The following is a 25,853-nucleotide window of genomic DNA, read 5'->3' as shown; positions in this document are numbered from 1 at the left end:
CCGATGGTGTCCATGAAGCGGCTGGCCGCTGTCGCCGCTGTGTCCATGCTCGGCCTCTCGGCCTGTGCCGGTACCGACTCGGGAAGCCCGGCCGTACCGGGTGAGGCCAAGGGGAACGACCTGATCGCCTCGGCGCCGGTCGCCGCCGCCGCGGACATCCTGCCCGGCTCCACGATGGAGAAGATCAAGCAGCGCGGCGAGCTGATCGTCGGCGGGTCGCTCGACGCGCCGCTGCTGTCGCAGCAGAACCCGACGACCGGCGAGGTCGAGGGGTTCGACGCGGACATGGGCAAGGCGCTCGCCAAGTACATCATCGGCGAGCCCAAGGTGAAGATCGTCAACTCGGCCTCGGAGACCCGCGAGGCGCTGCTCTCCAACGGCACCGTGGACGTCGTCTTCCAGACCTACACGATCACCCCGGAGCGGGCCGAGCAGGTCGCCTTCGCCGGGCCGTACTACTCCTCAGGGCTGAGCCTCGCGGTCAGGAAGGGCACCACGGGCATCGCCAAGCCCGAGGACCTGAACGGCAAGACCGTCATCGCCGGCGCCAACACCCCGGCCGTATCGGCGATCAAGAAGCTCGCCCCGCAGGCCAAGATCGTGACGTTCGGCAGCGACCCCGAGTGTATGCAGGCCCTCAAGCAGGAACGCGGCGACGCCTACGTCCAGGACGAGACGCTCCTGGTGGCCAACGCGCAGAAGGACCCCTCGGTCCAGGTCGTCGGCAGCCCGTTCACCGAGGACCCGTACGGCATCGGCCTCAAGCACGGTGACGACCAGTTCAAGAAGTTCGTCAACGACTGGCTGAAGAAGATCCAGGCCGACGGCCTCTGGCAGAAGACCTGGAAGAACTCCCTCGGCACGGTCGTGCAGGGTGAGGCTCCCGCCCCGCCGCAGATCGGATCGGTGCCGGGGTCCTGATGTCCGCCCTCCTGGACCACCTGCCCGAGTTCTGGCAGGGACTGGTCGTGACCCTCCAGCTGACCGCGGCGTCCTTCGCCGGCGCCGCGGTCGTGGGGCTCGTGATCACCGCCATGCGGGTCAGCCCGGTCGGCGTCCTGCGCGGGATCGGCACGGCCTACGTGGAGACCTTCCAGAACCTGCCGCTGCTGGTGCTGCTGGTGCTCGCCGTCTTCGGCCTGCCCGAGATCGGGCTCAAGGCCGACCTGCTGGTGACGGCCATGATCGTCATCGCGCTCTACGAGGCCGCCTACATCGCCGAGGCCCTGCGCTCCGGCGTCAACGCGGTCTCCGCCGGGCAGGGCGAGGCGGCCCGCGCGCTCGGGCTGACCTTCGGCCAGTCGCTGCGCCATGTGGTCCTGCCGCAGGCGCTGCGCACGGTGATCCAGCCGGTCGGCAACATCTTCATCGCGCTGACGATGAACACCTCGCTCGCCGCCGCGGTCGGCGTCGTCGACCTGACCGCCGCGGCCAACCGGGTGAACCTCGCGGAGGCGCAGCCCATCCCGATCTTCGTCGGGGCGGGCCTGGCCTACGCGCTGATCGCCGCCTGTGCCGGGTTCGTCACCGGACGGCTCGAACGACGGCTGGTGGTGGTCCGGTGAGCAATCTCCTCTTCGACCAGCCGGGGCCACGCGCCCGCCGCAGGATAAGGATCGCGACCGCGGTGGGGGCGGTCGCGGTCCTGCTCCTGCTGGCGCTGGCGCTCCGCCAGTTCGCCGCCAACGGCCAGCTCGACGCCGACCGCTGGTCGCCGTACGCGACCTGGCCGATGTGGCGCTACCTGCTGAACGGGCTGTGGGCCACCGCGCTCGCCGCCGTCGTCTCGGCCGCGCTCGCGATGGCGGCCGGGGTCGCCCTCGCCCTCGGGCGGTTGTCGCGGCGCAGGTGGGTCCGCGTGCCCGCCGCCGCGTACGTGGAGGTCGTGCGGACCATCCCGGCGCTGCTGCTGGTCTACGTCGTGCTGTTCGCGCTGCCCCGCTACGGGCTCGACCTGCCGCTGTTCTGGAAACTCGTGGTGCCGCTGGCGATCTCGAACGCCGCGGCGTTCGCGGAGATCTTCCGCGCCGGAATCCTGTCCGTGGAGCGCGGCCAGGGCGAGGCCGGTCTCGCGGTCGGGCTCACCCAGGGCCAGACCATGCGCCTGATCGTGCTGCCGCAGGCGGCCAGGCGGGTGCTGCCCTCGATCGTGAGCCAGTCGGTCGGCCTGCTGAAGGACACCTCGCTGGGCTTCGTGGTCAGCTACGCCGAACTGCTCTACAGCGGCAAGGTCCTGGCGACCTTCAACGGCCTGCTCATCCAGACCTACCTCGTCGTCGCGCTGATCTACCTGGTGGTCAACGCGTCGCTGTCCAAACTCGCCCGTACCCTCGACGCCCGCGACACCCCGGGGGCCCGCCGGCTCAGAAGGAGACCCGCCCGTGCCTGAACTCGTCCCGCTCGCGGAGGTGGTGCGCTCCGGATTCGTGGAGAGCGTGCACTTCGGCAGCGCCGTCGCCCTGGCGCCCGACGGCGCCGTGGCCGTCGCCAGGGGAGCGGTCGACGCGCCGGTGCTGCCGCGCTCCTCGGCCAAGCCGTTCCAGGCGCTGGCCTGCCTGTTGTCCGGCGCGGACCTGCGCGGTCCCGGCCTGGCGATCGCCGCCGGCAGCCACACCGGCGAGGACTTCCACGTGCGGCTGGTCGCCGACATCCTCGCCGGGGCCGGGCTCGGCTTCGAGGCCCTCGGCTGCCCCGAGGACTGGCCGGAGGACGAGACCACCCGGCACACGCTGATCCGGGCGGGCCTGAAGGCCTCGCGCGAGCGGATGAACTGCTCGGGCAAGCACGCCGCGATGCTCGCCGCGTCCGCCGCCTCGGGCTGGGAGACCGCCTCCTACCTGGACGCCGACCACCCCCTGCAGCGGCGGGTGCGCGCCGTGACCGAGGAACTGTCGGGGGAGAGGGCGGCCCACGTCGCCGTCGACGGATGCGGCGCCCCGCTGTTCGGGCTGTCGCTGACCGGGCTGGCGCGGGCCGTACGGGCCCTGGTCGTCGCCGAGCCCGGAACCCCGCCGCGCGCGGTCGCCGACGCGATGCGCGAGCACCCCGAGTACGTCGGCGGGACCGGGCACGTGAACACCTCGCTGATGCGGGCACTGCCGGGGGCGGTGGCCAAGGGCGGGGCCGAGGGGGTCCTCGTCGTCGCGCTCGCCACCGGGCACGCGGCGGCCGTCAAGGTCATCGACGGGAGCCCGCGGGCCACGAGCGCGATCGCGCTGGCCGCGCTCAGGGCGGCCGGCGGGGACGTCTCGGGAGCGGCGGACTTCGCGAGCGTTCCGGTGCTGGGCGGGGGCCGACCAGTCGGTGAAATCCATGCTTTGGAGGAAAAATGAGTCTTAGCTATGAGATCTGCATCGACAGCACCGCGGGCGCGCTCGCGGCCGAGCAGGCCGGGGCGCACCGCGTCGAGCTGTGCTCGGCCCTCTTCGAGGGGGGCCTGACCCCGACCCTCGGCACCGTCGAGGCGACCCTCGCGGCGGTCTCGACGATCCGGGTCCACGTGATCGTCCGCCCCCGGGGCGGCGACTTCATCTACGACGAGTACGAGGTCGCGGCCATGGAGCGCGACGTGGCCACGATCAGGGACGCGGGCACGCAGGGCGTGGTGATCGGGGTGCTGACGCCGTCGGGCGAGGTGGACGTCGAGGTGGCCAAGCGCCTCATCGGCGCGGCCGGGGACCTGTCGGTCACCTTCCACCGGGCCTTCGACATGACCGCCGACCCGTTCGCCGCCCTGGACACCCTCGCCTCCCTGGGCGTCGACCGGGTTCTCACCTCCGGCCAGGACGTCACCGCCCTGGAGGGCGCGCCGCTGATCGCCTCCCTGGTCGAGCGGGCGGGCGACGACCTGATCGTCATGCCCGGCGGCGGCATCACGCCCCGCAACGTGCACCGCGTGGTCGAGGCGACCGGGGCCTCCGAGATCCACTTCGCCGCCCTGGTCGACGCGCCCAGCCCCGCCGTGCACCGCAACCCCCACCCGTTCATGGGCGGCGAGTTGCGACGGCCCGAGTACAGCCGCCTGATCACCTCCCCGCGCCTGGTCTCCGAGGTGATCGCCGCCTCGGGCACCTGAACCCCGAAGAGCCGGTCGCCGTGTCCACCGCGTACGTGCGGCGGGGGCCGCGTCCGCCGCGCACGCGAACGGGCGTCCGGGGGAGAGCCGCGGGCCGTCAGGGGTCCGCGCGAGCCTTCGACGAGCTCACGGGCCTTCACGGGCCTTCACGTGCCTTGTGAGGTCCCGGACCGGCGCGCGGAAACCCACCGGACTCCGCCCTGGTGACGTGAGACGCGACCGGATGTGATGAGATTTACCTAGTTCTCGTGACTCGTCGGCTCGTGATCGGTTCGAGGGGCGTGTCGCGGTTGTTGTGATCTGCCGGACAGTGGAGGTGGGCGTCATCGGCATCGTCTCGCCCGGATTCTTCGGCCGCCGTCGCGCCGGCAGCCCGGACCTGCCGCCGGGGCAGTACCTCACCGAGGACTTCCCCGTCCTCTCGGCCGGGCCCACGCCCCTGGTCTCCACCGACGACTGGAGTCTCGGCGTCACCACCGAGACCGGCGAGGTCGTCCGCTGGAACTGGGCGGAGCTCAACGCCCTGCCCGTGGAGCGGTTCACCGTCGACCTGCACTGCGTCACCAAGTGGTCCAAGCTCGGCACCACCTGGGAGGGCGTGTCGCTGGACACCCTCCTCGACGGTGTGGAGACGTCCGCCGAGTACGCGCTGGCGACCTCTTATGGGGGTTACACCACCAACCTCCCGCTGGAGGACCTCCTCGACGGCCGGGCCTGGATCGCCGTCCGCTACGAGGGCGAGCCCATCACCCCCGAGCACGGCGGGCCCGCCCGGCTGCTCGTGCCGCACCTCTACCTCTGGAAGAGCGCCAAGTGGGTGCGCGGCCTCCGGCTCCTCGACGAGGACCAGCCGGGATTCTGGGAGGGCGTCGGCTACCACAACTACGGAGACCCATGGCGCGAGCAACGGTACTGGGGCGACTGACCTGGAGGGTCGCCACGGTCACCGCCGTGCGCGACGAGACCCCCGGAGCACGCACGATCACCCTGGACGTCCCCGGCTGGCCCGGCCACCTCGCCGGCCAGCACGTCGACGTACGGCTCACCGCCCCCGACGGCTACTCCACGCAGCGCTCGTACTCCATCGCCTCGGCGGCCGACGGGGACCGCGTGGAGCTCACCGTCGAGCTGCTGCCCGACGGCGAGGTCTCCCCGTACCTCGCGCGGGTCCTCTCGCCGGGAGACCCGCTGGAGGTGCGCGGCCCGATCGGCGGCTGGTTCGTCTGGCGGCCCGAGACGCCCGAGACGCCCGAGCCGGTGCAGCTGGTCGCGGGCGGCTCGGGGGTGGTCCCGCTCATGGCGATGATCCGCGCCCGCGCCTCGGCCGAAATCCGCACGCCGTTCCGGCTCCTGTACTCGGCGCGCGGGCCGCGCTCGGCCCTCTACCGCGCCGAGCTGGACCGCCAGAGCGCCGATGGCTCCGGCCTGGACGTCACCTACGCCTACACGCGCGAGGTGCCCGACGGCTGGGGGCGCCCGCCCGCGCGGGTCGACGCCGCCCTGCTCGCCGAGGCCGTCTGGCCCGCCGAGCGGGAACCTGCCGTCTTCGTGTGCGGGCCCACCGGATTCGTCGAGACCGCCGCGGGCCTGCTCGTCTCCGCCGGGCACGACCCCCGTCTGATCCGCACAGAACGCTTCGGCCCCAGTGGAGGACAACGATGAGCCAGGACCACCTCGACGGGAACGCGGCGGGCGGAGCCCTGCGCGACGTGTTCGCCGTCGACCTGACCGCCGCCACCGGCCGGTGCTCCGGCTGCGCGCGGACCCTCGCGCTGGCCGAGGCGCTCCTCTACACCCACGCCCCGGGCCTGGTGGCCCGCTGCCCCGGGTGCGAGGAGGTCGTCTTCCGGCTCGTACGGGCGCCGGGACGGGCGTGGCTGGACATGCGCGGTATGACCTGCGTCCAGTTCGAACTGCCCGCCGACTCCTGAGGCCTCCAATGGATTCCGGTAGACGGTCCGTCGGCTCGGCGGAAGACTTCGTTACCAGGTCACCGGAAGCCTTTGCAGGCCACCGGTGATTGACTGCCGGTTGATTTCGATCTGCTCCACCGGCATATGGAGGCGAAGCCCCGGCAACCGGTCGAAGATCGTTGTCAGCACCGTTCTCAGCAGCAGCCGGGACAGATGCGCACCGAGACAATAGAACTTGCCGTAACCAAAGCCGACGTGCGGGTTCGGCGACCGGTCGATGGCGAAGACGTCCGGGTCACGGAACTGGCGTTCGTCGCGATTGGCCGATTGCAGCGCGAAAACCACGAGATCACCAGCGCGGATCCGGGTCTCGCCGAAAGCGATGTCGTCCAAGGCGTAGCGCGGTATCCAGCTACCTCCGGGAACCGCCAACCGAATGATCTCCTCGACCGCGGACGCCACCAGGCCGGGATCGTGTCTGAGACGTCGGAGCTGTTCCGGATGAGCCAGCATGAACAGCAGACCGTAGCCGATGCGTGCCGCAATCGTCTCGTGCTCCGCGATGTCGAAGGTGCGTAGAATACCGGCCGCCTCTTGGGCGCCGGTACGGGTGAGCAGGGAGAACGCGTCCTCGCCGTTCCGCCTGCGCTTGAGCGTCCGGTTCGTGTCGATCCGCTGGGCGGTCTGGTTCTCCTGCGAGGTCTCGGGGCCGTGACCGCCGCGCAGCCAGCGGGAGCGCTCACGGAAGAAGGGCCTGTTCTCCTCCGGGATCCCTACGAACTCGAACACCATCTGCGTGGCGTACGGCACGGCCAGCATGGAGCAGAGGTCCACGGGCCTGGCCTGGGTGACCAGCTCATCCAGAAGCCCATCGAGAACCAGCTGTGCCTGCGAACCCGCCGACGCTACGCGGCCGGGGTGGAAAGCAGGTGCGATTATTCTGCGCCAGGCCCGGTGGTTCGCCATCTCCGTCGTCGGGTCGCCCACCGCGCCGAACATCGGAACATGCCAGAGTCGCGGCGCGTTACCGGGGTCCGAGTGGGATCTGCCGATACGTCTGTCGGCGCAGAGCGCCCGTACGTCGGCATAACGGCTCACCAACCAGCCGATTTCGCCGGTGGAAGTACGTATCTTGGCGGGCCCGTCGTGCGCTCTGACGCTGGCGAACTCCAGAGGTTCGGCGAAGGGGGTGGGACAGGAGAAAGGCATTGGTCCCAGATCTTCGAACACAGTCCCATCCCCACGGCCGGAGGCGTCCAGAAGATTCATTCATGTCCTGGTCAGGATGATCTCCGCTCGTGGAACGTGGGGGGAGTATCGCGTAGGACAGAATCTGCTGGAGTTTCAGGACTGCTGACGGGGGTCGTCACGCCGCCCCGGCGCGGGGCCGCGAGCCTGGTCGGGGGCTCAGGGCGGCCCGCCCGACGGGAAGGACAAATTTGCCCACATTCTTCAGATGATGCTTTGGCTCTCACGGAGAGCACGTGACTGTTTGGCGACTTCGACGATCGCGTTGACGAACGTCGGTATGGATTCCTGGTGGAAGCGCAGATACAGCCCAGGTTCGACCAGTTCCAACTCTGTCATGACCGGGTCGCCTGCTTCGCCGTCCGCCATGTCGACGCGTGCGTACAGCAACTTGTCCGCCTCGGGCACCGCGGCCAGCGCACGTTCGGCGAGCGCCATCTCGGCCGGGGTCGGTTCCCACGGCTCGGTGCCGGGATGAGCATCCCGCGGTTCGTCGTAGCGGAGTCCCGGTGGGAGCACGGCCTTCTTGCGAATGGCGTGCAGGAACCGGTTACGCACGAACACCAGCGCTCGCTCACCGGTGACGTCGATCCGGGTGAGATACGGCTGTACCATCACGGTCACACCTTCGGTGTGAATCCGCTCCGCGTGCGCGGTGGCTCGTTCGCGCTCGATCGGTTGGTACCGTGCGGCGAAGCGTGCTCCGGCGCCCACGGCGGGCTTGACCACGAACTCGTGATCTCTCGGCAGGTTGATGGGGTCACCAGGGACGATGTACCGGGTGGGGACAATCGGAACGTTTCGTTCGTACATCTCCAACAGATACTGCTTGCGGGAGTTCCATTGGATGATTTCTGGTGGATTCGCTAATTGTGTCACTTCTGAGCAGCGGTCGACCCAAGCCAGGAATTCGGAGGATCGCCAGGAGTAGTCCCAGGGTGATCTGATGACCGCCAGGTCGAAGCCCGCCCAGTCGATGTGGGGGTCATCCCATGCGGCGATCTCCGCCGTGGCATCGGCATGATCGAACGCCGTATGCAGTAGGGGCATGTCCCAGTCGGTGTTGACTTCGGGTCTCGGACGGGCCGTAACCAGCGCGATTCGCGCGTGACCGTTCATCATGCGTTCCCGCCCCTTCTGAATTGGCCGCCCACATAGAACCACACATGCGGGGGAACGGCAATGACCGGTCGCGCTTCAGTTGGGCGGCACGGCTCCGCAGATGCTGATATTGGACTCTTTTAAGGAAATCGATAATTCTGTGCTGAACGCTCGAGCTTTTTGGCGGCGATGTCAGATTTGAGCTGCTCCGCAGCTTCAGCACGACCCAAGGCCAGCAGGATGTTGGCCAAATTGGCTCCAGCGTACAAAGCTTCCGGGTGACTGCTTCCCAGCACGTTCAGATATCGGTCGAGCGTGTCTTCCTGCAGCCGACGCGCTTCATCGTGGCGGCCCATCCCGTGCAGCGTCTCCGAAAGGCTGGTGGCCGACTGCAAGGTGTGTGGATGATCTTCGCCGAGCATCCGGCGACGGCGAGCCAGAGTGTCGGTCTGCAGGTTGCGGGCCTCTTCGTGATCGCCAAGTGAGCGCAGGTCGACCGCGAGGTTGTTGGCCGAGCGCAACGTGTCGGGATGGTCGTCACCGAGCACCTCACGGTAGCGGGTCAGCGTCTCCTCGTGCAGCTCGCGGGCTTGGAGGAACTCTCCGAGGGCATGCAGAGCCACTCCGAGGTGGTTGGCCGAGTGCAGGGTATGCGGGTGGTTCATGCCGAGCACTCGCCGGTAGCGCTCCAACGCGTCGCGCTGCAGATCGTAGGCCTCGGCATGGCGTCCGAGTAGGTGCAGGTTGATGGCGGAGCCGTGCTTGAGTCGCAGCGTGAGCGGGTCGTCGGGCCCCAACGTGTCTCGGGCCTGCTCCAGAGAGGTTTCGTACAACTGGGCCGCTCGGTCGTACTCGCCTTGTTCGCGCAGCGCGCGTGCCAGGTCGCGGGCGGCGGTCAACGTGTGGCGGTGCCCGGGGCCCAGCAGGTCCCGCCAGCTGTGGTAGAGCTCGGCCGACAACCGGGCGCCGGCGTCGGCGTCACCGCGTTCGATCAAGTACCAGCCTGCATTGCAGGCCGTTTCCCGGAGCTCGGGTCCGGCGTCGGCGGCAGGGGCCACCGCCAGCAGATGCGGTATCACTCTGGCCCAGTGTGGCCAGTTGCCGGGGTCCTCGGGGTCACCGGGCTGATTGTCGGCCAGCAAAGCACGGGCGTGGTCTCGGACCTGCTCCTGTTCCTGTCGGGACAGTCGATCGCGGATCACACTCTGGGTGAGCCGATGCAGGCGGATGCCGCCCCGGGCATTGACCGCCAGACCGAAGCGGCCCATCGAGGCGACCCCTCGGCGCAGCCGCATCGCGTCGTCGGTGGCCAGCTCCGCCAGCGGGCCGGGCCCCTCGGATACCGCCGGGTGGTTGCCGACCAGCCACTCCACCTGGATGGTCTCGGGGGCCAGGAACGCGCACACCCGAGCCAGCGCCAGGCCGGTAGGGTCCAGATCGGCCAGGCGGTCGATGGTCAAGCCTATCGCGGAGGCGAGGGGGAGCGGATAGTCGCCGACGGCCCCTTCATTGAGAACCTCGCGCGGCCGGGACTTCAGCAGCCGCAGGTAGTCTTGGAGATCGGTCATCGTTTCGGCGAGGAAGACACTGGCCTGCACGAGTGCCAGGGGCAGGTCGCCGAGTGCGGCCGCCAGTTCGTCGGCCTCGCGCCTGTCGAGGTCGGGTCCATGACCGCGCAGCAGGTCCACCGACTCTGAGCGCTCCATCACGTTGACGTGCAAGGTCGTCGCGAGTTGCTCCCAGCCACCGGTCCGTGAGGTGATGACGACATGTCCCGGTCCGCTCGGTAGCCATTTGCGGATGAGCGCGGGACTCTCGGCGTTGTCGAACAGCAACAGCCAGCCGTCCCGGCCACGCAGGTATGCCTTGAGGAGGACGACGGAGTTGGCGGTGTCGGCGTCGTGGTCGACGAGCCGGAGCTGTACGGCGAGCTCGGCGAGCTGTTTGCCGATCAGCACCGGGTCCTCCGCGTCGATCCACCACACGATCTGGTACTCACTCGAGAACCGATGAGCGTATTCGACGGCGATCTGGGTTTTGCCGACGCCGCCCCAGCCGCGCAGAACCTGGACCCCGGAGCCGCTGGTTCGCAGTCTCCGTCTCACGTCGGCGATGATGGCATGCCTGCCAGTGAACTCGGGATTGCGGGGCTCGACGTTCCAGACCGTAGGCAGGATGCCGGAGACCTTGTCCGGCGGCGACCCGGCTTCCGCGGGATCGGTTCCCGAGTCGTGACGGGCCAGCGCCTCCCGTATGGCCGAAAGGAGCGGATCGGTGGCGGCCAGCACCCTGCGGCCGTCGGCTAGTAGCTGGCGCAGCAGGCTGGACGCTCGCTCGTCGTCCTGCCGGGCCACGATCAGAGCTAGCTCGTAGCGGAGCGTGATGCTGATCGGTGAGCTGTCACCTGCCAGGCTGTGGCAGAGTTCGACAACGCTGCCGAGCGCCTGCTCGGCCAGCGACCACTGGCCCTGGTCGGCGAGGGCGCCGGCAACGTGACGCCAGATCGGGACGAGATCTTCCAGCAGGTCGCGGTGCTCGCTCACGCTCAGCCTGACCTGGGACAGCTCGCCCTCCAAGCGCTCTGCGAGCTCTTCGGCCGCCCTCAGCCGCTCCTGCGTCTCGTCGAGCCGATCGGTCGGGGACGCCGCGTTCCGGCGCAGGTCCACCCGGTACTGGACGGACAGCCGGTTCCAGGCCTGCTGCCAAACACCCTGCTGCTCAGGAGGAACTCCACATAACTGGATGAACGTGATCAGAAACGCCTTCGTGGGGAATCGCTTTCCGTTGAGAACCTCACTCAGCGTGGTCCTGGGCAGGGAACGGCCGCTGTCGAGCGCGCGCTTTTCCATGTCACGGTAGGCAGGCATGTCCGCGCGGGCTCTCAGCATACGCATATGCCGCGCAAGATCCTCTTTATTCGTGGCAGGAGTGGGATCGACGGGATCAAATGTCTCTTCGCTCACAGGATCGCGTCACTCCTGTCCTTGGTTGTCCCGGACTGTCCTGCAACTGTACGGGGATTACCGAGAATTGTCCCGGCTTCAATGTTGCGGACAAGAAACTATCGGCGTCCCGCGCGGGAGAACGTTTCTCCTGCCGTACTGCCAAGCTGGGATTTTCGTAACCCGCCACACCGTGAACACGTCCCGCCTTGGCGCGGACAAATGCCGCCGCGACGGGACAGCCTATACGCACGCAACAAGAGTCCGAGTCCATATTTGTCCGCCTTTGTCCCTGCGTAGATGAACGCGTCCCGCCCAGGCGGGACGCCGTACGCATAGGGACCGGAAACGTCCCCGCCACTGGCGGGACATACCGGCGTGGGTACCTGATAGGCGGTAGGCGCAGGTCGGATTCGTCAGAGAGATCTGAGCTCTCAACGCCATCCATGATGGCGAGGAGGTGCTCGTAATGAAGTGGGGCAAGGCGGAGCAGGTGGTGTCGGCAGGCAAGGGCGGTACGGAGACCACGGCCACAGGCGTCCCCGCGGATCACTCGCGTGTCATGGTCACGGCGAATCCTGCGGATGGACCGAGTGGATATGCGAAAGGAATAACGTGGACATGAAGCCGTTGCTGGAGGTGCTGGGCGGAGGAGCTGGCTTCCTGGTGGGCGGAGTCCTCGTCGTCGTCCTCACCCTTATCGTCTGGGCGTTCCGGCAGGGGCGCGCTATCGAATTCTGGCCGCCGAGGATCGGAGAGCAGCCCGCCGACCTCGAGGCGACCGAGGAGGAGCCCGAAGTGAGCGCCCCCAGCCCGGCTCTCGCTGTGGTCGCGGCGGACGTCAGGACGGACAGGGTCTTCGAGACGCAGGAGGCGCTTGGTTTCTACCAGGCCATCGCCCCGAACTACGACCAGCGCAATTCGGTCAACCTGCTGGCCACCCACATGGAGGTCATCACTCGTATCGACGAGATCCGCGCGGTGAAGCCCGGCCTGCGGGTGCTGGACCTTGGGGGTGGAACGGGACAGAACGTGGCTACCTACTTCTTTAACGACGGCAACATTCGCTGGACCTATGTCGACTTCTGTCCCGGCATGGCCGACCAGCTCCAGCGGCATCTCGCTGGCCGGCCCCTGTATAACCGGCTCAAAGTGCATGTAGAGGACATATCTCGAATACACCTCCGGATCATGCCTAAGTCCCACGACGTGGTGCTGCTGAACCTGGTGCTCTCATCGATGCCGCAACTGCCCGACTTCAACCGTATTGCTCCGCTTCTGGCGTCAGGCGGCACACTGATCATCAGCGACATCAACCCGCTGTACACCAGTGCTCATCCGCTGTACAAGGCCACGGCGGACGACGGCACCCGAGTCGCGATGCGGACCAACGCGGTCCAGCCACTTGAAGTCGTCACCCGGGCGAGGGACGCCGGGCTGCAACTCGCGGACATGACGCAGATCGGATCAGCCGACATCAGCTACTCGTTCGTCGCGGTCTTCGAGAGCGTCGCTCGGCAGCGGCGCAAAGCACATGTGCGGAAGGGGGAGGAGCCGTCCGTGTGGTAAGCCCGCGAAAGCGGTTTCACATACGTATCTTGCGTGGGCGATACGGCTCGGCGAGGAAGGCGAGCTCCTTCTCGGTGAGGGACAGGTCCACCGCGGCGACCGCGTCGTCCACGTGCACGTCCTTGGTCGCGCCCACGATCGGGGCCGACAGGCCGGGCTGGTGGAGCAGCCACGACAGCGCCACCCGCGCGGGAGCGACCTCGCGCTCCCCGGCCACCTGGGCGACCCGGTCGAGGATCAGGCGGTCGTTGTCGGCGTCGTCGTAGAGGGACTCGATGCGGGGGTCGCTGCCCGCCCGGGTGGTCTTCTCCTCGGATCCGGCGCGGGCCAGCAGGCCTCGGGCCAGCGGGCTCCACGGGATCAGCCCGACACCCTGGTCGAGGCAGAGCGGGTTCATCTCCCGCTCTTCTTCTCGGTAAAGAAGATTGTAATGATTCTGCATTGACACGAACTTTGTCCAGCCGTGGGTCTCCGCGGTGTGCTGGGCCTTGGCGAACTGCCAGGCGTACATGCTGGAGGCGCCGATGTAGCGGGCCTTGCCCGCGCGGACCACGTCGTGCAGGGCCTCCATGGTCTCCTCGATGGGCGTGTCGGGGTCCCAGCGGTGGATCTGGTAGAGGTCCACGTAATCGGTGCCCAGGCGGCGCAGCGAGGCGTCGATCGCGGAGTGGATGTGCTTGCGCGACAGGCCGCCGTCGTTGACGCCCTTGCCCATCGGCATGAACACCTTGGTGGCCAGCACGTAGTCGTCCCTGCTGGGGAAGATCCTGCCGAGCAGGCGGCCGGTGACCTCCTCGCTGGTACCGAAGGAGTAGACGTCGGCGGTGTCGAAGAACGTCACCCCCGCGTCGGCGGCCCGGCGCACGATCGGTTCGGCGGCGGCCTCGTCCAGCACCCACTCGCCCCATTTGTCGGGATCGCCGTAGCTCATCATGCCAAGGCAGACCCTCGACACCTTCATGCCGGTGGACCCCAGGCGCACGTACTCCATGTCAAACCTCCGGATCTCCAATACCCTGGACTCCACCCTACGACCGCTGTCTTCAACTGGGCTTGCCCTCATATCGTGGAGACCCGAACCTGAGAGAAGGTTGGGTCGTGGCAAGCAAGAGGCGCCGGTTTGATCCGGAGTTCCGAGCGGGCGCGGTACGCATCGTCAAGGAGACCGGCAAGCCTGTCGCGCAGGTCGCGCGGGACCTGGGAATCAACCGCCAATCTCCTAGAACCGTAGAGGCCATGATTGATCATCTTTACTTTTAGGATCTTGCTCGTGCGCCCGCGCCCTCGCGATGGGCATGCTCGGTCCTCTGGGTGGCGATGAACGCGGCCAGTTTTACCGGGTCGTGTTGCCAGGGGGCGCACACGAAGCGGCGGAGTGTCGCGGACCCCGGAAGTGCCGCGTATGGCGGTGAAAGCTAGTGTGGATGTACATAAGTGGTGACTTTCCACATTGTCACGCTTATGCCAGGAGGTGAGGTGGCGGCCCGGAATGTTAGGTCCGAGGGCCACGCCGAGCAGCCGCAGGCGGAGCAGCTCGGCGTTATGGGGACCTCGGACGAAGGGCAGTGGAGCGCGCAGACGCTGACGCTGGCTCTCCAGCAGGCGACGACGGGCCTGGGCGGCCTGGGCGCCCTCGTGCACAGGTGCGATTCCGCTACCGGTTGCCTGCGTCTGGCGGCGGCCAGCGGGCTTCTCCCGGAGACCGCCGAGGCGTGGGCGGATCTTCGTACCGTGCAGGACGTGGCGCCCACACGCGCCGTGCGGCGTGGTGGCTACGTCTGGGTGGGCGGGGACAGCTTGGGGATCGGGGCAACCGGCACGGCGGCATTGCCCCTCCCGGGTGCCGATGGGCCGGTCGGGGTGTTGTCCGTGCTCACGGCAGGGTCCGCCGAGCCGGATGACGAGCAGCGATCCTTTCTCGGTGCGGTAGCGGCATGGGCCGCTGCGCGCCTGGAAGGCTTGCCCGGCACGGATCCAGGCCTTACTTCGGCGGCCGGGTCCGAGCAGACGGTCCGGATGGGCGAGCTGACCGTGGCGCTCGCCGAGGCCGTCACCACCCGGGACGTCGTGCAGGCCGTCGCGGACCATGTCCTGCCTCCGTTCCGTGCCGACGGGCTCGTGGTCTGGCTAATCGAAGGCGGCCAGCTGGATGTGGTCGGCGCCGCCGGGTACCCACAGGATTTCCTCAGTCTTGTCGACCGGCTCCCGCTCACCGAAACCCTCCCGGTGACCGATGTGTTAGGGACCGGTACTCCCCGGTTCATCGGATCGGAAACGGAGTATTGCCGGCGCTATCCAACGATGGAGAGCGTGGGGAAGGCGTCACCGAAGAACGCCTGGGCGTTCCTGCCCATGATCGCCTCCGGGCGGTCCATCGGCTCATGTGTGGTGTCGTTCACCCGGGAGCGTGTCTTCAGCGACGAGGAGCGCACCCTGCTGACGGCGTTGAGCGGTCTGGTCGGTCAGGCGCTGGAACGGGCCCGGCTGTACGACGTGGAACACGCCCGCGCACAGGAACTGCAGCGCGGCTTGCTTCCCCGGGAGCTTCCCCGGCTCCCCGTCGCCTGCGCCGCCGCGCGCTACCTGCCCGCGGGCCGGGGCGAGGAGGTGGGCGGCGACTGGTACGACCTGATCCCGCTGTCCGGTGACCGGGTCGCCATGGTGATCGGCGACGTCATGGGACACGGCATCACCGAAGCGGCCACCATGGGGCGCCTGCGCACCGCTGTACGCACCCTCGCCGACCTCGACCTGCCCCCCGACGAACTGCTCGGCCACCTCAACGATCTGGTCAGCGACCTCGGTGACGACTTTTACGCCACCTGCCTGTACGCCGTCTTCGATCCCACCACCCGGACCTGTACGTTCTGCCTGGCTGGCCATCCCCCACCGGTCATCGTCCACCCCGACGGCACCGTGTTGTGCCTCCACCTGGCCGCCGACCCGCCGCTGGGCGCCGCGGAACCGCCCTTCGAGATCCACGAATTGCACCTGCCTGAGGAGAGCCTGCTGGTGCTCTGCACCGACGGCCTGGTCGAATCCGCCACCCGCGACGTCGACAAGGGCCTGGCCCAGCTCCGCCGAATCGTGGCCCAGGCCGTGCCCCGCATTCCCCACCTCTGGTTAGGACGCCAGGGCGACGACGTCGGGCCCCTGGAGGATCTCTGCGACACGGTCGTCTCGGCGCTGCTGCCCGCCCGTGAACAGACCGACGATGACGCCGCCCTGTTCATCGTCCATACCCGCAGTACCGCCGCCGACGATGTCGCCACCTGCAGCCTCCCCGACGATCCCAGAGCAGCCGGACAGGCCCGCAAATATGTCCGCAAACAACTGGCTATCTGGGGACTGGACGATCTGACGATCACCACCGAACTTCTGGTCAGCGAGCTCATCGGCAACGTGATCCGGCACGCAAAGGGCCCCATATGCCTGCGCCTGCTGCGCAGCCGCTCCCTGATCTGCGAGGTCTACGACGGCAGCCTCAGCACCCCGCGCATCCGCCACGCCTCCTACACCGACGAAGGCGGCCGGGGCCTGCAGTTGGTGGCCGCCCTCTCCCGGCGCTGGGGCGCCCGCTACCTCCAAGACGGCAAATGCATCTGGACCGAGCAATCCCTCCCCTGCTGACGACAACGCGATAAGGCCCTTCGGGTGAGATGGACTCTCTTGGTGACCGGGGGCCGAGGCCGAACGAAGGCAAGCAAGATCAAGAGAACGTGCGAAGCGGCTTCTGGCCTGGCGGCCTATCACTTCTTGCCTTCGGCCTGGCGCTGCTCCTTCATCGCCCTGATGGCATCACTTATCGCGTGTGGCGTCGCGCGGACTTGCTCGCGACCAACACCTATGCGGGCGTGGAAGTCCCGTCGTCGAGGTGAACGACATTGCGGATCACGTTGAGGGTGTTGTTGATCGCGACGGCGTTGTCCAGCACCCACTCGCCCCATTTGGCGGGATCGCCGTAGCTCATCATGCCAAGGCAGAGCCTCGACACCTTCATCCCGGTGGACCCCAGGCGCACGTACTCCATGTCAAACCTCCGGATCTTCAATGCCCTGGACTCCACCCTACGACCGCTGTCTTCAACCGGTTCGTCCCGGTCTCCGCCGGTCCCGGTGGGGACGGGGACGGCTGTTACAGCCGTTCCGGCGGGATCTCCTCGTACTCCTTCCGGAGCGTCTCGAAAACGGGATGGTCGTCGGCCAGGTTCATTCCGTCGACGGCGCTGATCGCTCGCACGCCTATCGTCGTGTTCGTGGCGAACGCGGCCCGCATGGCGGGGACGTCGCGGATGTTCACCGGTGCGGTCGTCGTATCGTCGTGAACCTGGTCCAGCAGCCTCATCGTTATCCCCGGGAGCGTTTCCGCGTCCGGCCAGACGACTCGCTCCCCGTCGAAGAAGCCGATGTTCCACGTCGCCCCTTCGGATATGAACGAGGCGTCGTCGACGAAAAGCGCGTCGTCGTATCCCCGCAGCTGAACCTGCCGCCTGTGCCACAGCGATCCCAGCAGTCCGACGTGCTTCACCCCTGGCAGGTCACGCCGATGGCCGACCGTTCGCACGCGAATCGGAGAGGGAGGCAGCGGCATGGCCGGCCGGGTGGTGACCAGCACGCCCGGTTCCGCGGAGGACACGGGGTGTCCAAGATCAAGAGCGGGGTCGAAAACGGTCACCCGGACCACGAACGCCCCTCGTTCTCCCCTGACGGCGTGCCGGACGAATTCGCGAACCCGCTCCCTGTCCAGGCTCACGTCGAACAGGACCCGGCAGTCGTTCGCGAGACGATCCAGATGGTGGGAAAGCCCCTTTGTCCGCTGATCCTGAACACGCATGGACGTGAAGTTGCCGTAGTTGAGGAGGGCCAGCGACTGCAAGGCTTCCGAGGTCACCGGTGTCCCGTTGAGTTCCGCCATGTTTTGATTCTTACATCGGCGGCGATCGCGGGACATCCGGAAGGCCGGCCCGGAGAGGGCCGGTGATCCGAGGGTTGCATCCGGTACCCCGGTACGGGCTTACCGTCGGGGTGTGGGGCCGCCCGCGTCGGAGCCGGGCGCCTCGGCCTGGGAGGGTTCATGGAGTGGATACCGGCTGAATGCGTGCTTCCCACCGGGGAGCGGCCCCTGCGGGTGGCGGAGTTCGACGCGTTGTTCGCCTCGGCGCTGGACGGGCTGGAGCGAGTGAGCCCGACCCGCCTGCGGCTCACTCTGCGCGGCGACCCCCGGGCGCACGACCGTACGGACCGGGCGGACCGGCTGGAGGAGAGCGTCCGGGACCTCGCGGCGCGGGAGACGGCGTGCTGTTCCTTCTTCACCTTCACGTTCATCCGCGATCGCGACGACCTGGTGCTGGACGTGGAGGTTCCCGCGGTTCACAGCGGGGTGCTCGAGGGCCTGTCGGCCCGGGCGCTCGCGGCGGCGCCGGGGGCGTCCTCGTGAGCGGGGGGTGGCTCCGCACCGGGGAGGTGGCGGAGGCGGCGGGGGTCGGCGCGCAGACGCTGCGCTACTACCATCGGCGCGGGCTGCTGGAGGAGCCCCCGCGCAGCAACGGCGGGCACCGGCTCTATCCACCGGAGACGGTGACCGCGCTTCGGGTGATCAAGGTGGCGCAGCGCCTGGGGTTCACGCTGGACGAGGTGTCGGAGCTCGTCGAGGCGGCCGGGCGCCGTCACGGCGCGGCGGACACCGGCCTGCGGGCGCGGGCGGGGGACAAGCTGGCCGAGGTGGAGCGGAAGATCGCCGATCTCCTGTCGATCCGCGAGTCGCTGGTCCGGGCGATGGAGGCCGGGTGTGACGACCTGGTGGCCTGCGCGGCCAGCCCGTGCTGCCCCCTGCCGTTCTCCGTCCCGGCGGCGGGGGGCGGGGACGCCGGATCCGGCTGAGCCGGGCGGCGGGCGGCGGGCGTGCATTTTTACCTGTGAAATCGGGCTTTAGGCCTCAAAAGACCCCATTCGGTATGACTAGTGGTGGGTGCAGGCCCGACAATTCCAGGTATGAGTTCATCGCGACACGACCATCCCCTGCCTCCGGCGCGCGTCCAGGAGGTCTCCGACGGGATCTACACCTACCTGCAGCCCGACGGAAGCTGGTGGATCAACAACACGGGCTTCCTCGTCGGCCGCCGCGGAGTGATCAGTGTGGACTCCTGCTCCACCGAACGCCGCACGCTCGCCTACCGCGAGGCCATCAGGTCGGTCACCGACCGGCCGGTCACGACGCTGGTCAACACCCACCACCACGGTGACCACACCTTCGGCAACTCCGCCTTCCCCGAGGCGACGATCGTCGGGCACGAGCGGACCAGGGAGATGATCCTCGCCGAGGGGATCCCCGACTACCTGAAGCTGGCCTGGACCGAGGTCGACTGGGGCAACCTGGAGGCCCGTCCGCCGTTCCTCACCTACATCGACGGGGTGACCGTCCACTCCGACGAGCTGCGCTGCGAGGTACGGCACATCGGCGTCCCGGCCCACACGACCAACGACTCGATCGTGTGGATCCCCGAGCGGTCGCTGCTGTTCTCCGGTGACCTGGTGTTCAACGGCGGCACGCCGTTCGTGATGATGGGTTCGGTGACCGGGTCCATCGCGGCGCTCGACGAGCTGCGGGCGCTGGGCGCGGAGACGATCGTCCCGGGACACGGCGGGGTGTGCGGCCCGGAGATCATCGACCACGTGCAGGGCTATCTGCGGTTCGTGCTCGCCACCGCCGAACGCGGCAGGCAGGCCGGGCTATCCCCGCTGGAGACCGCGCGCGAGACCGACCTCGGGGAGTACGCGGGACTGCTCGACCCCGAGCGCATCGTCGGCAACCTGCACCGGGCCTACGCCGAGCTGGACGGGCTGCCCCCGGGCGCGCCGATCGACCTGGTCACCGCGATGCTGGAGATGATCGACTACAACGGGGGCAAGCCGCTCACCTGCCTGGCCTGACCCTGTTCGTCCCGGCCGGCGCCGGGACCCGGCTCCACGGGTCCCGGCGGCCCGGGCTCGCCGGCTCTCGTACGCCGGCGTCAGGACAGGTGGCGCGACCACCACTCCAGGACGGCCTCGAAGCGCTGCAGGCGGTGCCTCGGGCGGCCGCCGCGCGTGAGCTCGTGCCCCCCGGCGGGGAAGAGCAGGAGCTCGGCGGGGACGCCGTTGCGGCGCAGCGCGACGAACATCCGCTGCGCCTGCTCGACCGGGCAGCGGATGTCGTCCTCGGAGTGGACCACCGCGAACGGCAGGGTGATCCGGCCGGCCTGGTAGAGCGGGCTCATCGCCCGCTGGGCCTCCGGGTCGGGGCCGCAGTAGGCCTCGGCGAAGTACCAGCCGATGTCGGAGGAGCCGGTGAAGGAGTCCCAGGCGTTGACCGCGCGCTCGCTCCAGGCGGCCCTGAACCGGTCCCCGTGGCGGGCGGCCAGCCAGCTCGTCATGAAGCCGCCGTAGGAGCCGCCCATCACGCCCACCCGCTCGGCGTCGCACGCGGGATCGGCCAGCGCCGCGTCCAGCAGGGCGAGCACGTCGTCGGCGTCCACGCCGCCCAGCGCGCCGACCACCGACCGGCCGTGCGCCTGGCCGTACCCGCAGGAGCCGCGCGGGTTGGGCAGAACCACCGCGTACCCGGCGCCCGCGTAGACCTGGGTCTCGTCCAGGAACGCCCACCCGTGATGGTGGAACGGGCCGCCGTGCACGTTCAGCAGGACCGGGTTCGGCCCGTCGCCCTCGGGCAGGGCCAGCCAGCCGTGGACCGGGTAGCCGTCGGCGGAGACGGCGGTGATCTCGCGCAGCGGCCTGATCCCGGGGAGAGGGCCGGAGAAGTCGGTCAGCGCCCCGTCGGGGGTGACCACCTCGCCGGGGCTCGCGGGCGTGGACAGCACCGCGACGATCCGCTCTCCGCAGGTGGTGAACGCCTTGACGCACGCCCGCTCACCCAGGACGAGGACGAGCTTCTCCAGCGGCGCGCCGACGGCACCGGAGGGGACCAGGCGCAGCTCGACCGCGCCGCGCACCCGCACCGCGACCAGGACGCCGTCCTCCCGGGGTACGGGGGGCAGCGGCTCGCAGTCCACCGACTCCTCCTCGGTCAGCCGGGTCCCGGCCGCCGCCTCCCCGCCCTCCCCGCCCTCGCCGGAACCGCCGATCCGCAGCGGCGCGCGGTAGAGGCCCGTGTTGCGGGCGACCGCGTCGATGCCGGAGAACTCCGTGCCGAGGTAGAGCACCTCCCCTCCCGGCAGGGCGACGGGATGCTCGGCGGAGCCGTCGCTGCGCACCGCGAGGATCGGGGCACCCCCGCCGGAGGGGACCGCGTACACGTCCGTGTGCAGGCTCTCGCCGTCGAGGTCGCGGGGGGCCGAGACCAGCACGTGCTCGCCGTCCCGCGTCCAGGAGGGAGACTCCACGTCGTAGGGTCCCTCGGTCAGCCGTACCGGCCGCGGGACGTCGGCGAGGGCGTTGACCACGAACAGGCTCTGCGGCCGGTCGAAGGTGAAGCCGACCCCCTCGGTCCGGTGACGCAGCCCGGTGATCCGGCGGGGCGCCTCGGCCGCGGCGCTCACCCCCTCCTCGGTGCCGTACCGGCCGGGCTCGGCGACCCGGGCGACGAACGCGATCCGGCGCGAGTCCGGCGCCCAGGCCGGGACGCCCGCGCCCAGCGGCAGACCGGTGACCGGCCTCGCCTCGCCGCCGCCGGTGGGCATCACGTACAGCTGCGGGGCGCCGTCGCCATTGCCGTCGGCGTCGGCGCGCAGGAAGGCCACCCATACGCCGTCGGGGGAGATGCGCGGCGCGCTGTCGCGCTCGCCGAAGGTGAACCGGACGGGCGGACCGTCCGGCGGCACCCGCCACAGGCTCTCCCGATAGGCGTCGGATTCCGGGTCGGGCCGGGCCACGTCGACGAGGAGGAGGTCGCCGTGGAGCGTGACACTGCCGGGGACGTTGAGCAGGGCGAGGTCTTCTGGGCGCATGGTCAACCACGCTATCACCCCTTTAATCATTAATAAGGCCATTTAAAGTGCTATATCGAGCTCTGGCGGGAATGGCGCCTGTGTTGCTTTATATCCTTTTCGGGAAGGGGAATCGCTGTCCGGCCTATTCGAATATCTGAAGGCGCCGATACGAAACAACGGTTGAGTCATTGATGGGGGCGTGTCACTTTTGATAAGAACCCTCCTTTTGGGAAGGTCCTGGTGAAGGGATGGCTGTGGTGTCCGTCAAACGAACGCTCTCGCGGGTCGTGTACGGCTCCCGCTACGACCAGGTCCCCTGGGGGCAGCGGGTTTATGTCCGCCCCGGGGAAAGGCTCGCCCGCGAGATCCAGTGGCGCCTGAGAATTCGCCGGGCCCCCGTCATGAAGTTCCAGGACTACCGGGAACGGACACTCCTGGGGGAGATCGAGGAATTCGTCGCCTGCCACCTGTGCGGGGAGACACGCCAGCAGCCGATGTTCCAGCCGGTCGGCGACAGGCGGGGGTGGAGTTACCGGGTGGTGCGCTGCCCGGCGTGCGGCTTCCTCTACCGCAACCCCAACATCCGGCCCGACCGGCTGGGCGACCTGTACGCCACCGGCTACAGCGGCTTCCTGACCGGGAAGTACGCGGCCAACCGGCAGCGGCGCTACCGGCTGACCATGGACGCCTTCGGCCCCGTCTTCTCCTCGGGGCAGGGGCGCAGGCTGCTCGACTTCGGCTGCGGCACCGGCCTCTTCCTGCAGCTCGCCGAGCAGCGCGGCTTCGACGCGGTCGGGATCGACCTCTCACCCGACTCCGTGGCCGCCGCCAACGAGCGCCTCACCGGCGCGAGAGCCCACCTCGGGGCGCCCGAGGACGTCCCGGAGGTCGCCGCGGGGGGCTTCGACGTCATCACCCTCTGGTCGGTCCTGGCCCACCTGCCCCGCCCGCTCGACGACTTCAGGCGCTTCCGCGCCCTGCTCGCCCCCGGCGGGGTGCTGCTCGTCCTCACCGTGAACGCCGCCTCCCTGCAGCTCAAGGCGTACGGCAGCGGCTGGAACGGCTTCACGAAGAACCACCTGATGTTCTACTCGGCCGAGACCGTACCGGCCCTGCTGCGCCGCACCGGATTCGCCGGGGTGACCTTCGCCCCGTTCTACGGCGACACCATCGAGGCGAGCACCACCAGGCTGCCGGAGCCGCTGAGCCGGCGCCTGCGCCGCAACGTCGAGATCAGCGACGGGGGGAACATGCTCAGGGCCCTGGCCTTCGCCGACGACGAGGCCGTCGGCAGGTGGGGCGCCGGCCTCCGGGTCCGCCGCCTGACCTGATCCTCCGGAGAACCGGGGACCCGGTGGACCCGTCAGCGCCGGGACGGCAGGATCATCGTGACCCCGGGGACGGAGCCGATCGAGGCGAGCGCGGCTCCCGCCTCGTCCAGGCCGATGGAGCGGGTGACCAGGGCGTCCGGGCTCAGGGTGCCGTCGGCGACGGCCTCCAGCATCGCCGGGTAGGCGTGGGCGGCCATGCCGTGGCTGCCGAGGAGTTCGAGCTCGTAGCCGATCACCCGGCCCATCGGGAGCGGGGTGAGCCCGGGCAGCAGGCCGATCTGGACGTGGCGTCCCCGGCGGCGCAGGCTCTCGATCGACGCCACGCACGTCCCGGGATCGCCGAGGGCGTCGATCGAGACGTGGGCGCCGCCCGAGGTCAGCTCCCTGACGCGCGCGGCGACATCGGCCCCGGGCGGTTCGGCGCCGACGCAGGCGACGGCACCGAACCGCCTGGCCAGCTCCAGGGCGCCCGCCGAGACGTCCACGGCGATCACCCGGGCCCCGGCCGCGGCGGCGATCATGACGGCGGACAGTCCCACGCCGCCGCAGCCGTGCACGGCCACCCACTCGTCCGGCCGCACCCGGCCCACGGCGGTCACGGCGCGGTACGAGGTGGCGAAGCGGCAGCCCAGGCCTGCGGCGGTGGTGAAGGCCATCTCCTCGGGGAGGCGCACCAGGTTCACGTCCGCGTGGTGGACGGCCACGTACTCGGCGAAGGAACCCCAGTGGGTGAACCCCGGCTGGGTCTGGCGCTCGCAGACCTGCTGGTCGCCGGACAGGCAGGCCGCGCAGGACCCGCAGGCGCAGACGAACGGGACGGTCACGCGGTCGCCGGGCCGCCACGAGGCGACGCCGGAGCCCACCGCCTCGACGACCCCGGCGAACTCGTGCCCCGGCACGTGGGGGAGGACCCGGATGTCGGCGTCGTGGCCCTGCCAGCCGTGCCAGTCGCTCCGGCACAACCCGGTGGCCTCCACGCGGATCACCGCTCCGCCGGGCGGAGGCTCGGGGGCGGGCACCTCCCGGACCTCCGGCTCGGCCCCGAAGGCGTCGAAGACCACCGCTCGCATCCGCGCACACTCCCTCGCTCCGGCCCCCGGCCCCTTCCGCCGGCAGGCCCGTCTGGCCGGTGAGCCTATTGTGCCGACGCGCCGGTCCGGGCGGGCGGCCCCGGGCCGCCTCGGAGGCCGTACGACCTCCGGCACCCCCGTGCGCGCCGCCGGTGGCGGTGCGTTCTGATTAGAACGGGCACTCTGGGAGAGAGGGAGGGCACAAGGGTCAACGGATCGGACGGTGTGATGGGGCAGAAAGTCGACAAGGACCGCTACTCCGAGGCGGAGTTCCTCCGTTTCAGGGCGAAACTGGCGGAGCAGCTCGACACCCTCCGCGAGGTGCTCGCGAGGCCGGGCTTCGGCGCCGGTCCCGCGACCATCGGAGCCGAGCTTGAGATGTTCCTCATAACCCCCGACGGGCGGCCGCTTCTCCGTAACCACGAGGTGCAGGCCGCCGCGGCCGACGACCGGCTCACGCTGGAGCTGGGCAGGTTCAACCTGGAGGCCAACCTGACCCCGCTGCCGATTGCCGGGCGGCCGTTCAGCGCCCTGGTGCGCGAGATGCGGGAGATCATGGCCGTGGTGGACGCGGCGGCCGCCACGCAGGGCGGGCAGGCCGTGGCGATCGGGATCCTGCCGTCGCTGAGCGAGTTCGACTTCACCCACGAGGCGCTGAGCGGTGAAGACCGCTACCGGGCGCTGGCCAGGGGCATGCGGCGGCTGCGCACGGAGCCGTTCCGGGTGCGCGTCGAGGGCGTCGAGCTGCTGGAGCTGGAGGTCGAGGGGGTGATCCTGGAGAGCGCCAACACCTCCTGGCAGGTCCATCTCCGCACCACCCCCGCCGACTTCGCCCGCGTCTACAACGCCGCCCAGCTGGCCATCGGCCCGGTCCTCGCGGTCAGCGGGAACTCTCCCGGCTTCCTGGGCAGGCGGCTGTGGGAGGAGACGAGGATCGCGCTGTTCGAGGAGGCCGCCGACGACCGGGACGTGGAGCGGCTCGACCGCAGGGATCGCCGGGTGGGGTTCGGTTCCGGCTGGGTGCGGAGCATCGAGGAGATGTTCGAGACGTGCGTCCGCGACTACGAGCCGGTGCTGCCGATGACCTCGGCGGTGCAGGAGGCGCCGGGCGGCGTCCCCGCGCTGGCCGAGCTGCGGCTGCACCAGGGCACCGTGTGGCAGTGGAACCGGCCGGTCTACGACCCCGGAGACGGAGGCCACCTGCGGGTGGAGATGCGCGCCCTGCCCGCGGGGCCGAGCGCGCCGGACATGGCGGCCAACAGCGCGTTCCTGCTCGGGCTGACCGCCGCCCTGGCCGTCCGGCCGGTGGAGGAGTTCCCTTTCGCCGGGGCCTACCGCAACTTCTACCGCGCCGCGATCCACGGCCTGGACGCGCCGATGAGCTGGCCGGGCCGCAGCGAGGAGATACCGGCCGAGCGGCTCGCCCTGGACCTGCTCCCGGTCGCCGAGGCCGGGCTCGACAGGATGGGCGTGGACCCGGACGAGACCCGGTGGGCGCTGGACATCGTGCGCGAACGCGTCTCCCGCCGCCGTACCGGCGCGATCTGGCAGCGGGAGGCGCTGGCCCGCGAGGGCGGCGACCAGGCCGCGGCGGCGCGCATGGTGAGCCGGTACCGGGAGCTGTCGCTGGCCGGGGAGCCCGTCCACACCTGGCCTTTCTAACTACAAAAGGGATTTGAGT

Annotated in this window: 24 protein-coding genes; 16 read left to right on the top strand and 8 right to left on the bottom strand. The window is 69.4% G+C overall.

Going from position 1 to position 25,853, the window contains the following annotated elements; all coding sequences use genetic code 11:
* Positions 1-3 precede the first annotated feature (3 nt).
* The 8 genes from ACTOQ2_RS26985 to ACTOQ2_RS26950 all read left to right on the top strand — a co-directional run bounded on the left by ACTOQ2_RS26985 (position 4) and on the right by ACTOQ2_RS26950 (position 6,006).
* Positions 4-921, top strand: coding sequence for a glutamate ABC transporter substrate-binding protein (locus tag ACTOQ2_RS26985; RefSeq protein ID WP_362684243.1), 918 nt, complete (start codon positions 4-6; stop codon positions 919-921).
* Complete coding sequence (locus ACTOQ2_RS26980) at positions 921-1,565, top strand: amino acid ABC transporter permease (RefSeq protein ID WP_362684240.1); 645 nt, start codon at positions 921-923, stop codon at positions 1,563-1,565. The genes ACTOQ2_RS26985 and ACTOQ2_RS26980 overlap by 1 nt, the downstream gene beginning before the upstream one ends.
* Entirely contained in the window at positions 1,562-2,389 is an 828-nt protein-coding gene (locus tag ACTOQ2_RS26975; RefSeq protein ID WP_440103193.1) for an amino acid ABC transporter permease, read from the top strand. Before ACTOQ2_RS26980 ends, ACTOQ2_RS26975 begins: the two co-directional genes overlap by 4 nt.
* Positions 2,382-3,332, top strand: a complete 951-nt coding sequence (locus tag ACTOQ2_RS26970; protein WP_440103192.1) for an asparaginase — start codon at positions 2,382-2,384, stop codon at positions 3,330-3,332. Before ACTOQ2_RS26975 ends, ACTOQ2_RS26970 begins: the two co-directional genes overlap by 8 nt.
* Positions 3,329-4,075 (top strand): copper homeostasis protein CutC, encoded by a 747-nt coding sequence (locus tag ACTOQ2_RS26965; protein ID WP_440103190.1) that lies wholly within the window; start codon positions 3,329-3,331, stop codon positions 4,073-4,075. The genes ACTOQ2_RS26970 and ACTOQ2_RS26965 overlap by 4 nt, the downstream gene beginning before the upstream one ends.
* Before the next feature lie 325 nt (positions 4,076-4,400).
* Positions 4,401-5,000 (top strand): sulfite oxidase-like oxidoreductase, encoded by a 600-nt coding sequence (locus ACTOQ2_RS26960; RefSeq protein WP_440103234.1) that lies wholly within the window; start codon positions 4,401-4,403, stop codon positions 4,998-5,000.
* On the top strand, positions 4,970-5,737 hold the full coding sequence (locus tag ACTOQ2_RS26955; RefSeq protein WP_440103188.1) for a ferredoxin reductase: 768 nt from the start codon (positions 4,970-4,972) through the stop codon (positions 5,735-5,737). Before ACTOQ2_RS26960 ends, ACTOQ2_RS26955 begins: the two co-directional genes overlap by 31 nt.
* A complete protein-coding gene (locus ACTOQ2_RS26950; RefSeq protein WP_440103186.1) occupies positions 5,734-6,006 on the top strand; it encodes a DUF6510 family protein in 273 nt (90 codons plus the stop codon). Before ACTOQ2_RS26955 ends, ACTOQ2_RS26950 begins: the two co-directional genes overlap by 4 nt.
* Before the next feature lie 51 nt (positions 6,007-6,057).
* Here ACTOQ2_RS26950 and ACTOQ2_RS26945 read toward each other — a convergent pair whose 3' ends face one another.
* From ACTOQ2_RS26945 to fxsT, 3 genes are all read right to left on the bottom strand, one after another.
* Positions 6,058-7,218 carry a cytochrome P450 gene (locus ACTOQ2_RS26945; protein WP_440103184.1) on the bottom strand — a complete coding sequence of 387 codons (1,161 nt, stop codon included), beginning with the start codon at positions 7,216-7,218 and terminating at the stop codon, positions 6,058-6,060.
* A gap of 222 nt (positions 7,219-7,440) precedes the next feature.
* Positions 7,441-8,358, bottom strand: a complete 918-nt coding sequence (locus ACTOQ2_RS26940; RefSeq protein ID WP_440103183.1) for an ATP-grasp domain-containing protein — start codon at positions 8,356-8,358, stop codon at positions 7,441-7,443.
* A 119-nt stretch (positions 8,359-8,477) separates the two neighbouring features.
* A complete protein-coding gene (fxsT, locus tag ACTOQ2_RS26935) occupies positions 8,478-11,300 on the bottom strand; it encodes an FxSxx-COOH system tetratricopeptide repeat protein (protein ID WP_440103181.1) in 2,823 nt (940 codons plus the stop codon).
* Positions 11,301-11,900: 600 nt separating this feature from the next.
* On the opposite strand from fxsT, the gene ACTOQ2_RS26930 reads away from it, so the two are divergent.
* Positions 11,901-12,848, top strand: coding sequence for a class I SAM-dependent methyltransferase (locus tag ACTOQ2_RS26930; RefSeq protein WP_440103180.1), 948 nt, complete (start codon positions 11,901-11,903; stop codon positions 12,846-12,848).
* Positions 12,849-12,864: 16 nt separating this feature from the next.
* Here the strand turns inward: ACTOQ2_RS26930 and ACTOQ2_RS26925 are convergent, their stop codons facing one another.
* Positions 12,865-13,839, bottom strand: coding sequence for an aldo/keto reductase (locus tag ACTOQ2_RS26925; RefSeq protein ID WP_440103178.1), 975 nt, complete (start codon positions 13,837-13,839; stop codon positions 12,865-12,867).
* Positions 13,840-13,946: 107 nt separating this feature from the next.
* On the opposite strand from ACTOQ2_RS26925, the gene ACTOQ2_RS26920 reads away from it, so the two are divergent.
* Together ACTOQ2_RS26920 and ACTOQ2_RS26915 are read left to right on the top strand one after the other, a co-directional pair.
* Positions 13,947-14,108 (top strand): transposase, encoded by a 162-nt coding sequence (locus tag ACTOQ2_RS26920; RefSeq protein ID WP_440103176.1) that lies wholly within the window; start codon positions 13,947-13,949, stop codon positions 14,106-14,108.
* A gap of 216 nt (positions 14,109-14,324) precedes the next feature.
* Entirely contained in the window at positions 14,325-16,478 is a 2,154-nt protein-coding gene (locus ACTOQ2_RS26915) for an ATP-binding SpoIIE family protein phosphatase (RefSeq protein WP_440103174.1), read from the top strand.
* A gap of 214 nt (positions 16,479-16,692) precedes the next feature.
* Here ACTOQ2_RS26915 and ACTOQ2_RS26910 read toward each other — a convergent pair whose 3' ends face one another.
* Both ACTOQ2_RS26910 and ACTOQ2_RS26905 read right to left on the bottom strand, forming a co-directional pair.
* On the bottom strand, positions 16,693-16,878 hold the full coding sequence (locus ACTOQ2_RS26910) for a hypothetical protein (RefSeq protein WP_440103172.1): 186 nt from the start codon (positions 16,876-16,878) through the stop codon (positions 16,693-16,695).
* 104 nt (positions 16,879-16,982) lie between these two features.
* Complete coding sequence (locus tag ACTOQ2_RS26905) at positions 16,983-17,762, bottom strand: aminotransferase class IV family protein (RefSeq protein WP_440103171.1); 780 nt, start codon at positions 17,760-17,762, stop codon at positions 16,983-16,985.
* Between the two features lie 159 nt (positions 17,763-17,921).
* On the opposite strand from ACTOQ2_RS26905, the gene ACTOQ2_RS26900 reads away from it, so the two are divergent.
* From ACTOQ2_RS26900 to ACTOQ2_RS26890, 3 genes are all read left to right on the top strand, one after another.
* Positions 17,922-18,284: a hypothetical protein gene (locus tag ACTOQ2_RS26900; RefSeq protein ID WP_440103169.1), complete on the top strand. Its 363-nt coding sequence runs from the start codon at positions 17,922-17,924 to the stop codon at positions 18,282-18,284.
* Positions 18,281-18,727 carry a MerR family transcriptional regulator gene (locus ACTOQ2_RS26895; protein WP_440103168.1) on the top strand — a complete coding sequence of 149 codons (447 nt, stop codon included), beginning with the start codon at positions 18,281-18,283 and terminating at the stop codon, positions 18,725-18,727. Before ACTOQ2_RS26900 ends, ACTOQ2_RS26895 begins: the two co-directional genes overlap by 4 nt.
* Before the next feature lie 111 nt (positions 18,728-18,838).
* Positions 18,839-19,777 (top strand): MBL fold metallo-hydrolase, encoded by a 939-nt coding sequence (locus tag ACTOQ2_RS26890; protein WP_440103166.1) that lies wholly within the window; start codon positions 18,839-18,841, stop codon positions 19,775-19,777.
* Between the two features lie 80 nt (positions 19,778-19,857).
* On the opposite strand, the gene ACTOQ2_RS26885 is transcribed toward ACTOQ2_RS26890, so the two are convergent.
* Positions 19,858-21,789, bottom strand: coding sequence for a S9 family peptidase (locus tag ACTOQ2_RS26885; RefSeq protein ID WP_440103164.1), 1,932 nt, complete (start codon positions 21,787-21,789; stop codon positions 19,858-19,860).
* A gap of 239 nt (positions 21,790-22,028) precedes the next feature.
* On the opposite strand from ACTOQ2_RS26885, the gene ACTOQ2_RS26880 reads away from it, so the two are divergent.
* A complete protein-coding gene (locus ACTOQ2_RS26880; protein ID WP_440103163.1) occupies positions 22,029-23,102 on the top strand; it encodes a class I SAM-dependent methyltransferase in 1,074 nt (357 codons plus the stop codon).
* 32 nt (positions 23,103-23,134) lie between these two features.
* On the opposite strand, the gene ACTOQ2_RS26875 is transcribed toward ACTOQ2_RS26880, so the two are convergent.
* Positions 23,135-24,172 carry an alcohol dehydrogenase catalytic domain-containing protein gene (locus ACTOQ2_RS26875; protein ID WP_440103162.1) on the bottom strand — a complete coding sequence of 346 codons (1,038 nt, stop codon included), beginning with the start codon at positions 24,170-24,172 and terminating at the stop codon, positions 23,135-23,137.
* A gap of 228 nt (positions 24,173-24,400) precedes the next feature.
* Between ACTOQ2_RS26875 and ACTOQ2_RS26870 the strand changes: the two genes are divergently transcribed.
* A complete protein-coding gene (locus tag ACTOQ2_RS26870) occupies positions 24,401-25,834 on the top strand; it encodes a glutamate--cysteine ligase (RefSeq protein ID WP_440063546.1) in 1,434 nt (477 codons plus the stop codon).
* Positions 25,835-25,853 lie beyond the last annotated feature (19 nt).

The organism is Streptosporangium sp. H16, from assembly GCF_051918855.1.
In the GTDB taxonomy this organism is placed as follows: domain Bacteria; phylum Actinomycetota; class Actinomycetes; order Streptosporangiales; family Streptosporangiaceae; genus Streptosporangium.
This window is presented reverse-complemented; position numbering and strand designations above follow the sequence as displayed.

Bases quoted from the DNA above. Each gene is read 5' to 3' on its own strand.
- ACTOQ2_RS26985 (WP_362684243.1), top strand. From the start codon at position 4: ATGGTGTCCATGAAGCGGCTGGCCGCTGTCGCCGCTGTGTCCATGCTC.
- ACTOQ2_RS26980 (WP_362684240.1), top strand. From the start codon at position 921: ATGTCCGCCCTCCTGGACCACCTGCCCGAGTTCTGGCAGGGACTGGTC.
- ACTOQ2_RS26965 (WP_440103190.1), top strand. From the start codon at position 3,329: ATGAGTCTTAGCTATGAGATCTGCATCGACAGCACCGCGGGCGCGCTC.
- ACTOQ2_RS26955 (WP_440103188.1), top strand. From the start codon at position 4,970: ATGGCGCGAGCAACGGTACTGGGGCGACTGACCTGGAGGGTCGCCACG.
- ACTOQ2_RS26950 (WP_440103186.1), top strand. From the start codon at position 5,734: ATGAGCCAGGACCACCTCGACGGGAACGCGGCGGGCGGAGCCCTGCGC.
- ACTOQ2_RS26940 (WP_440103183.1), bottom strand. From the start codon at position 8,358: ATGATGAACGGTCACGCGCGAATCGCGCTGGTTACGGCCCGTCCGAGA.
- ACTOQ2_RS26930 (WP_440103180.1), top strand. From the start codon at position 11,901: ATGAAGCCGTTGCTGGAGGTGCTGGGCGGAGGAGCTGGCTTCCTGGTG.
- ACTOQ2_RS26925 (WP_440103178.1), bottom strand. From the start codon at position 13,839: ATGGAGTACGTGCGCCTGGGGTCCACCGGCATGAAGGTGTCGAGGGTC.
- ACTOQ2_RS26910 (WP_440103172.1), bottom strand. From the start codon at position 16,878: ATGGAGTACGTGCGCCTGGGGTCCACCGGGATGAAGGTGTCGAGGCTC.
- ACTOQ2_RS26905 (WP_440103171.1), bottom strand. From the start codon at position 17,762: ATGGCGGAACTCAACGGGACACCGGTGACCTCGGAAGCCTTGCAGTCG.
- ACTOQ2_RS26900 (WP_440103169.1), top strand. From the start codon at position 17,922: ATGGAGTGGATACCGGCTGAATGCGTGCTTCCCACCGGGGAGCGGCCC.
- ACTOQ2_RS26890 (WP_440103166.1), top strand. From the start codon at position 18,839: ATGAGTTCATCGCGACACGACCATCCCCTGCCTCCGGCGCGCGTCCAG.
- ACTOQ2_RS26885 (WP_440103164.1), bottom strand. From the start codon at position 21,789: ATGCGCCCAGAAGACCTCGCCCTGCTCAACGTCCCCGGCAGTGTCACG.
- ACTOQ2_RS26875 (WP_440103162.1), bottom strand. From the start codon at position 24,172: ATGCGAGCGGTGGTCTTCGACGCCTTCGGGGCCGAGCCGGAGGTCCGG.
- ACTOQ2_RS26870 (WP_440063546.1), top strand. From the start codon at position 24,401: ATGGGGCAGAAAGTCGACAAGGACCGCTACTCCGAGGCGGAGTTCCTC.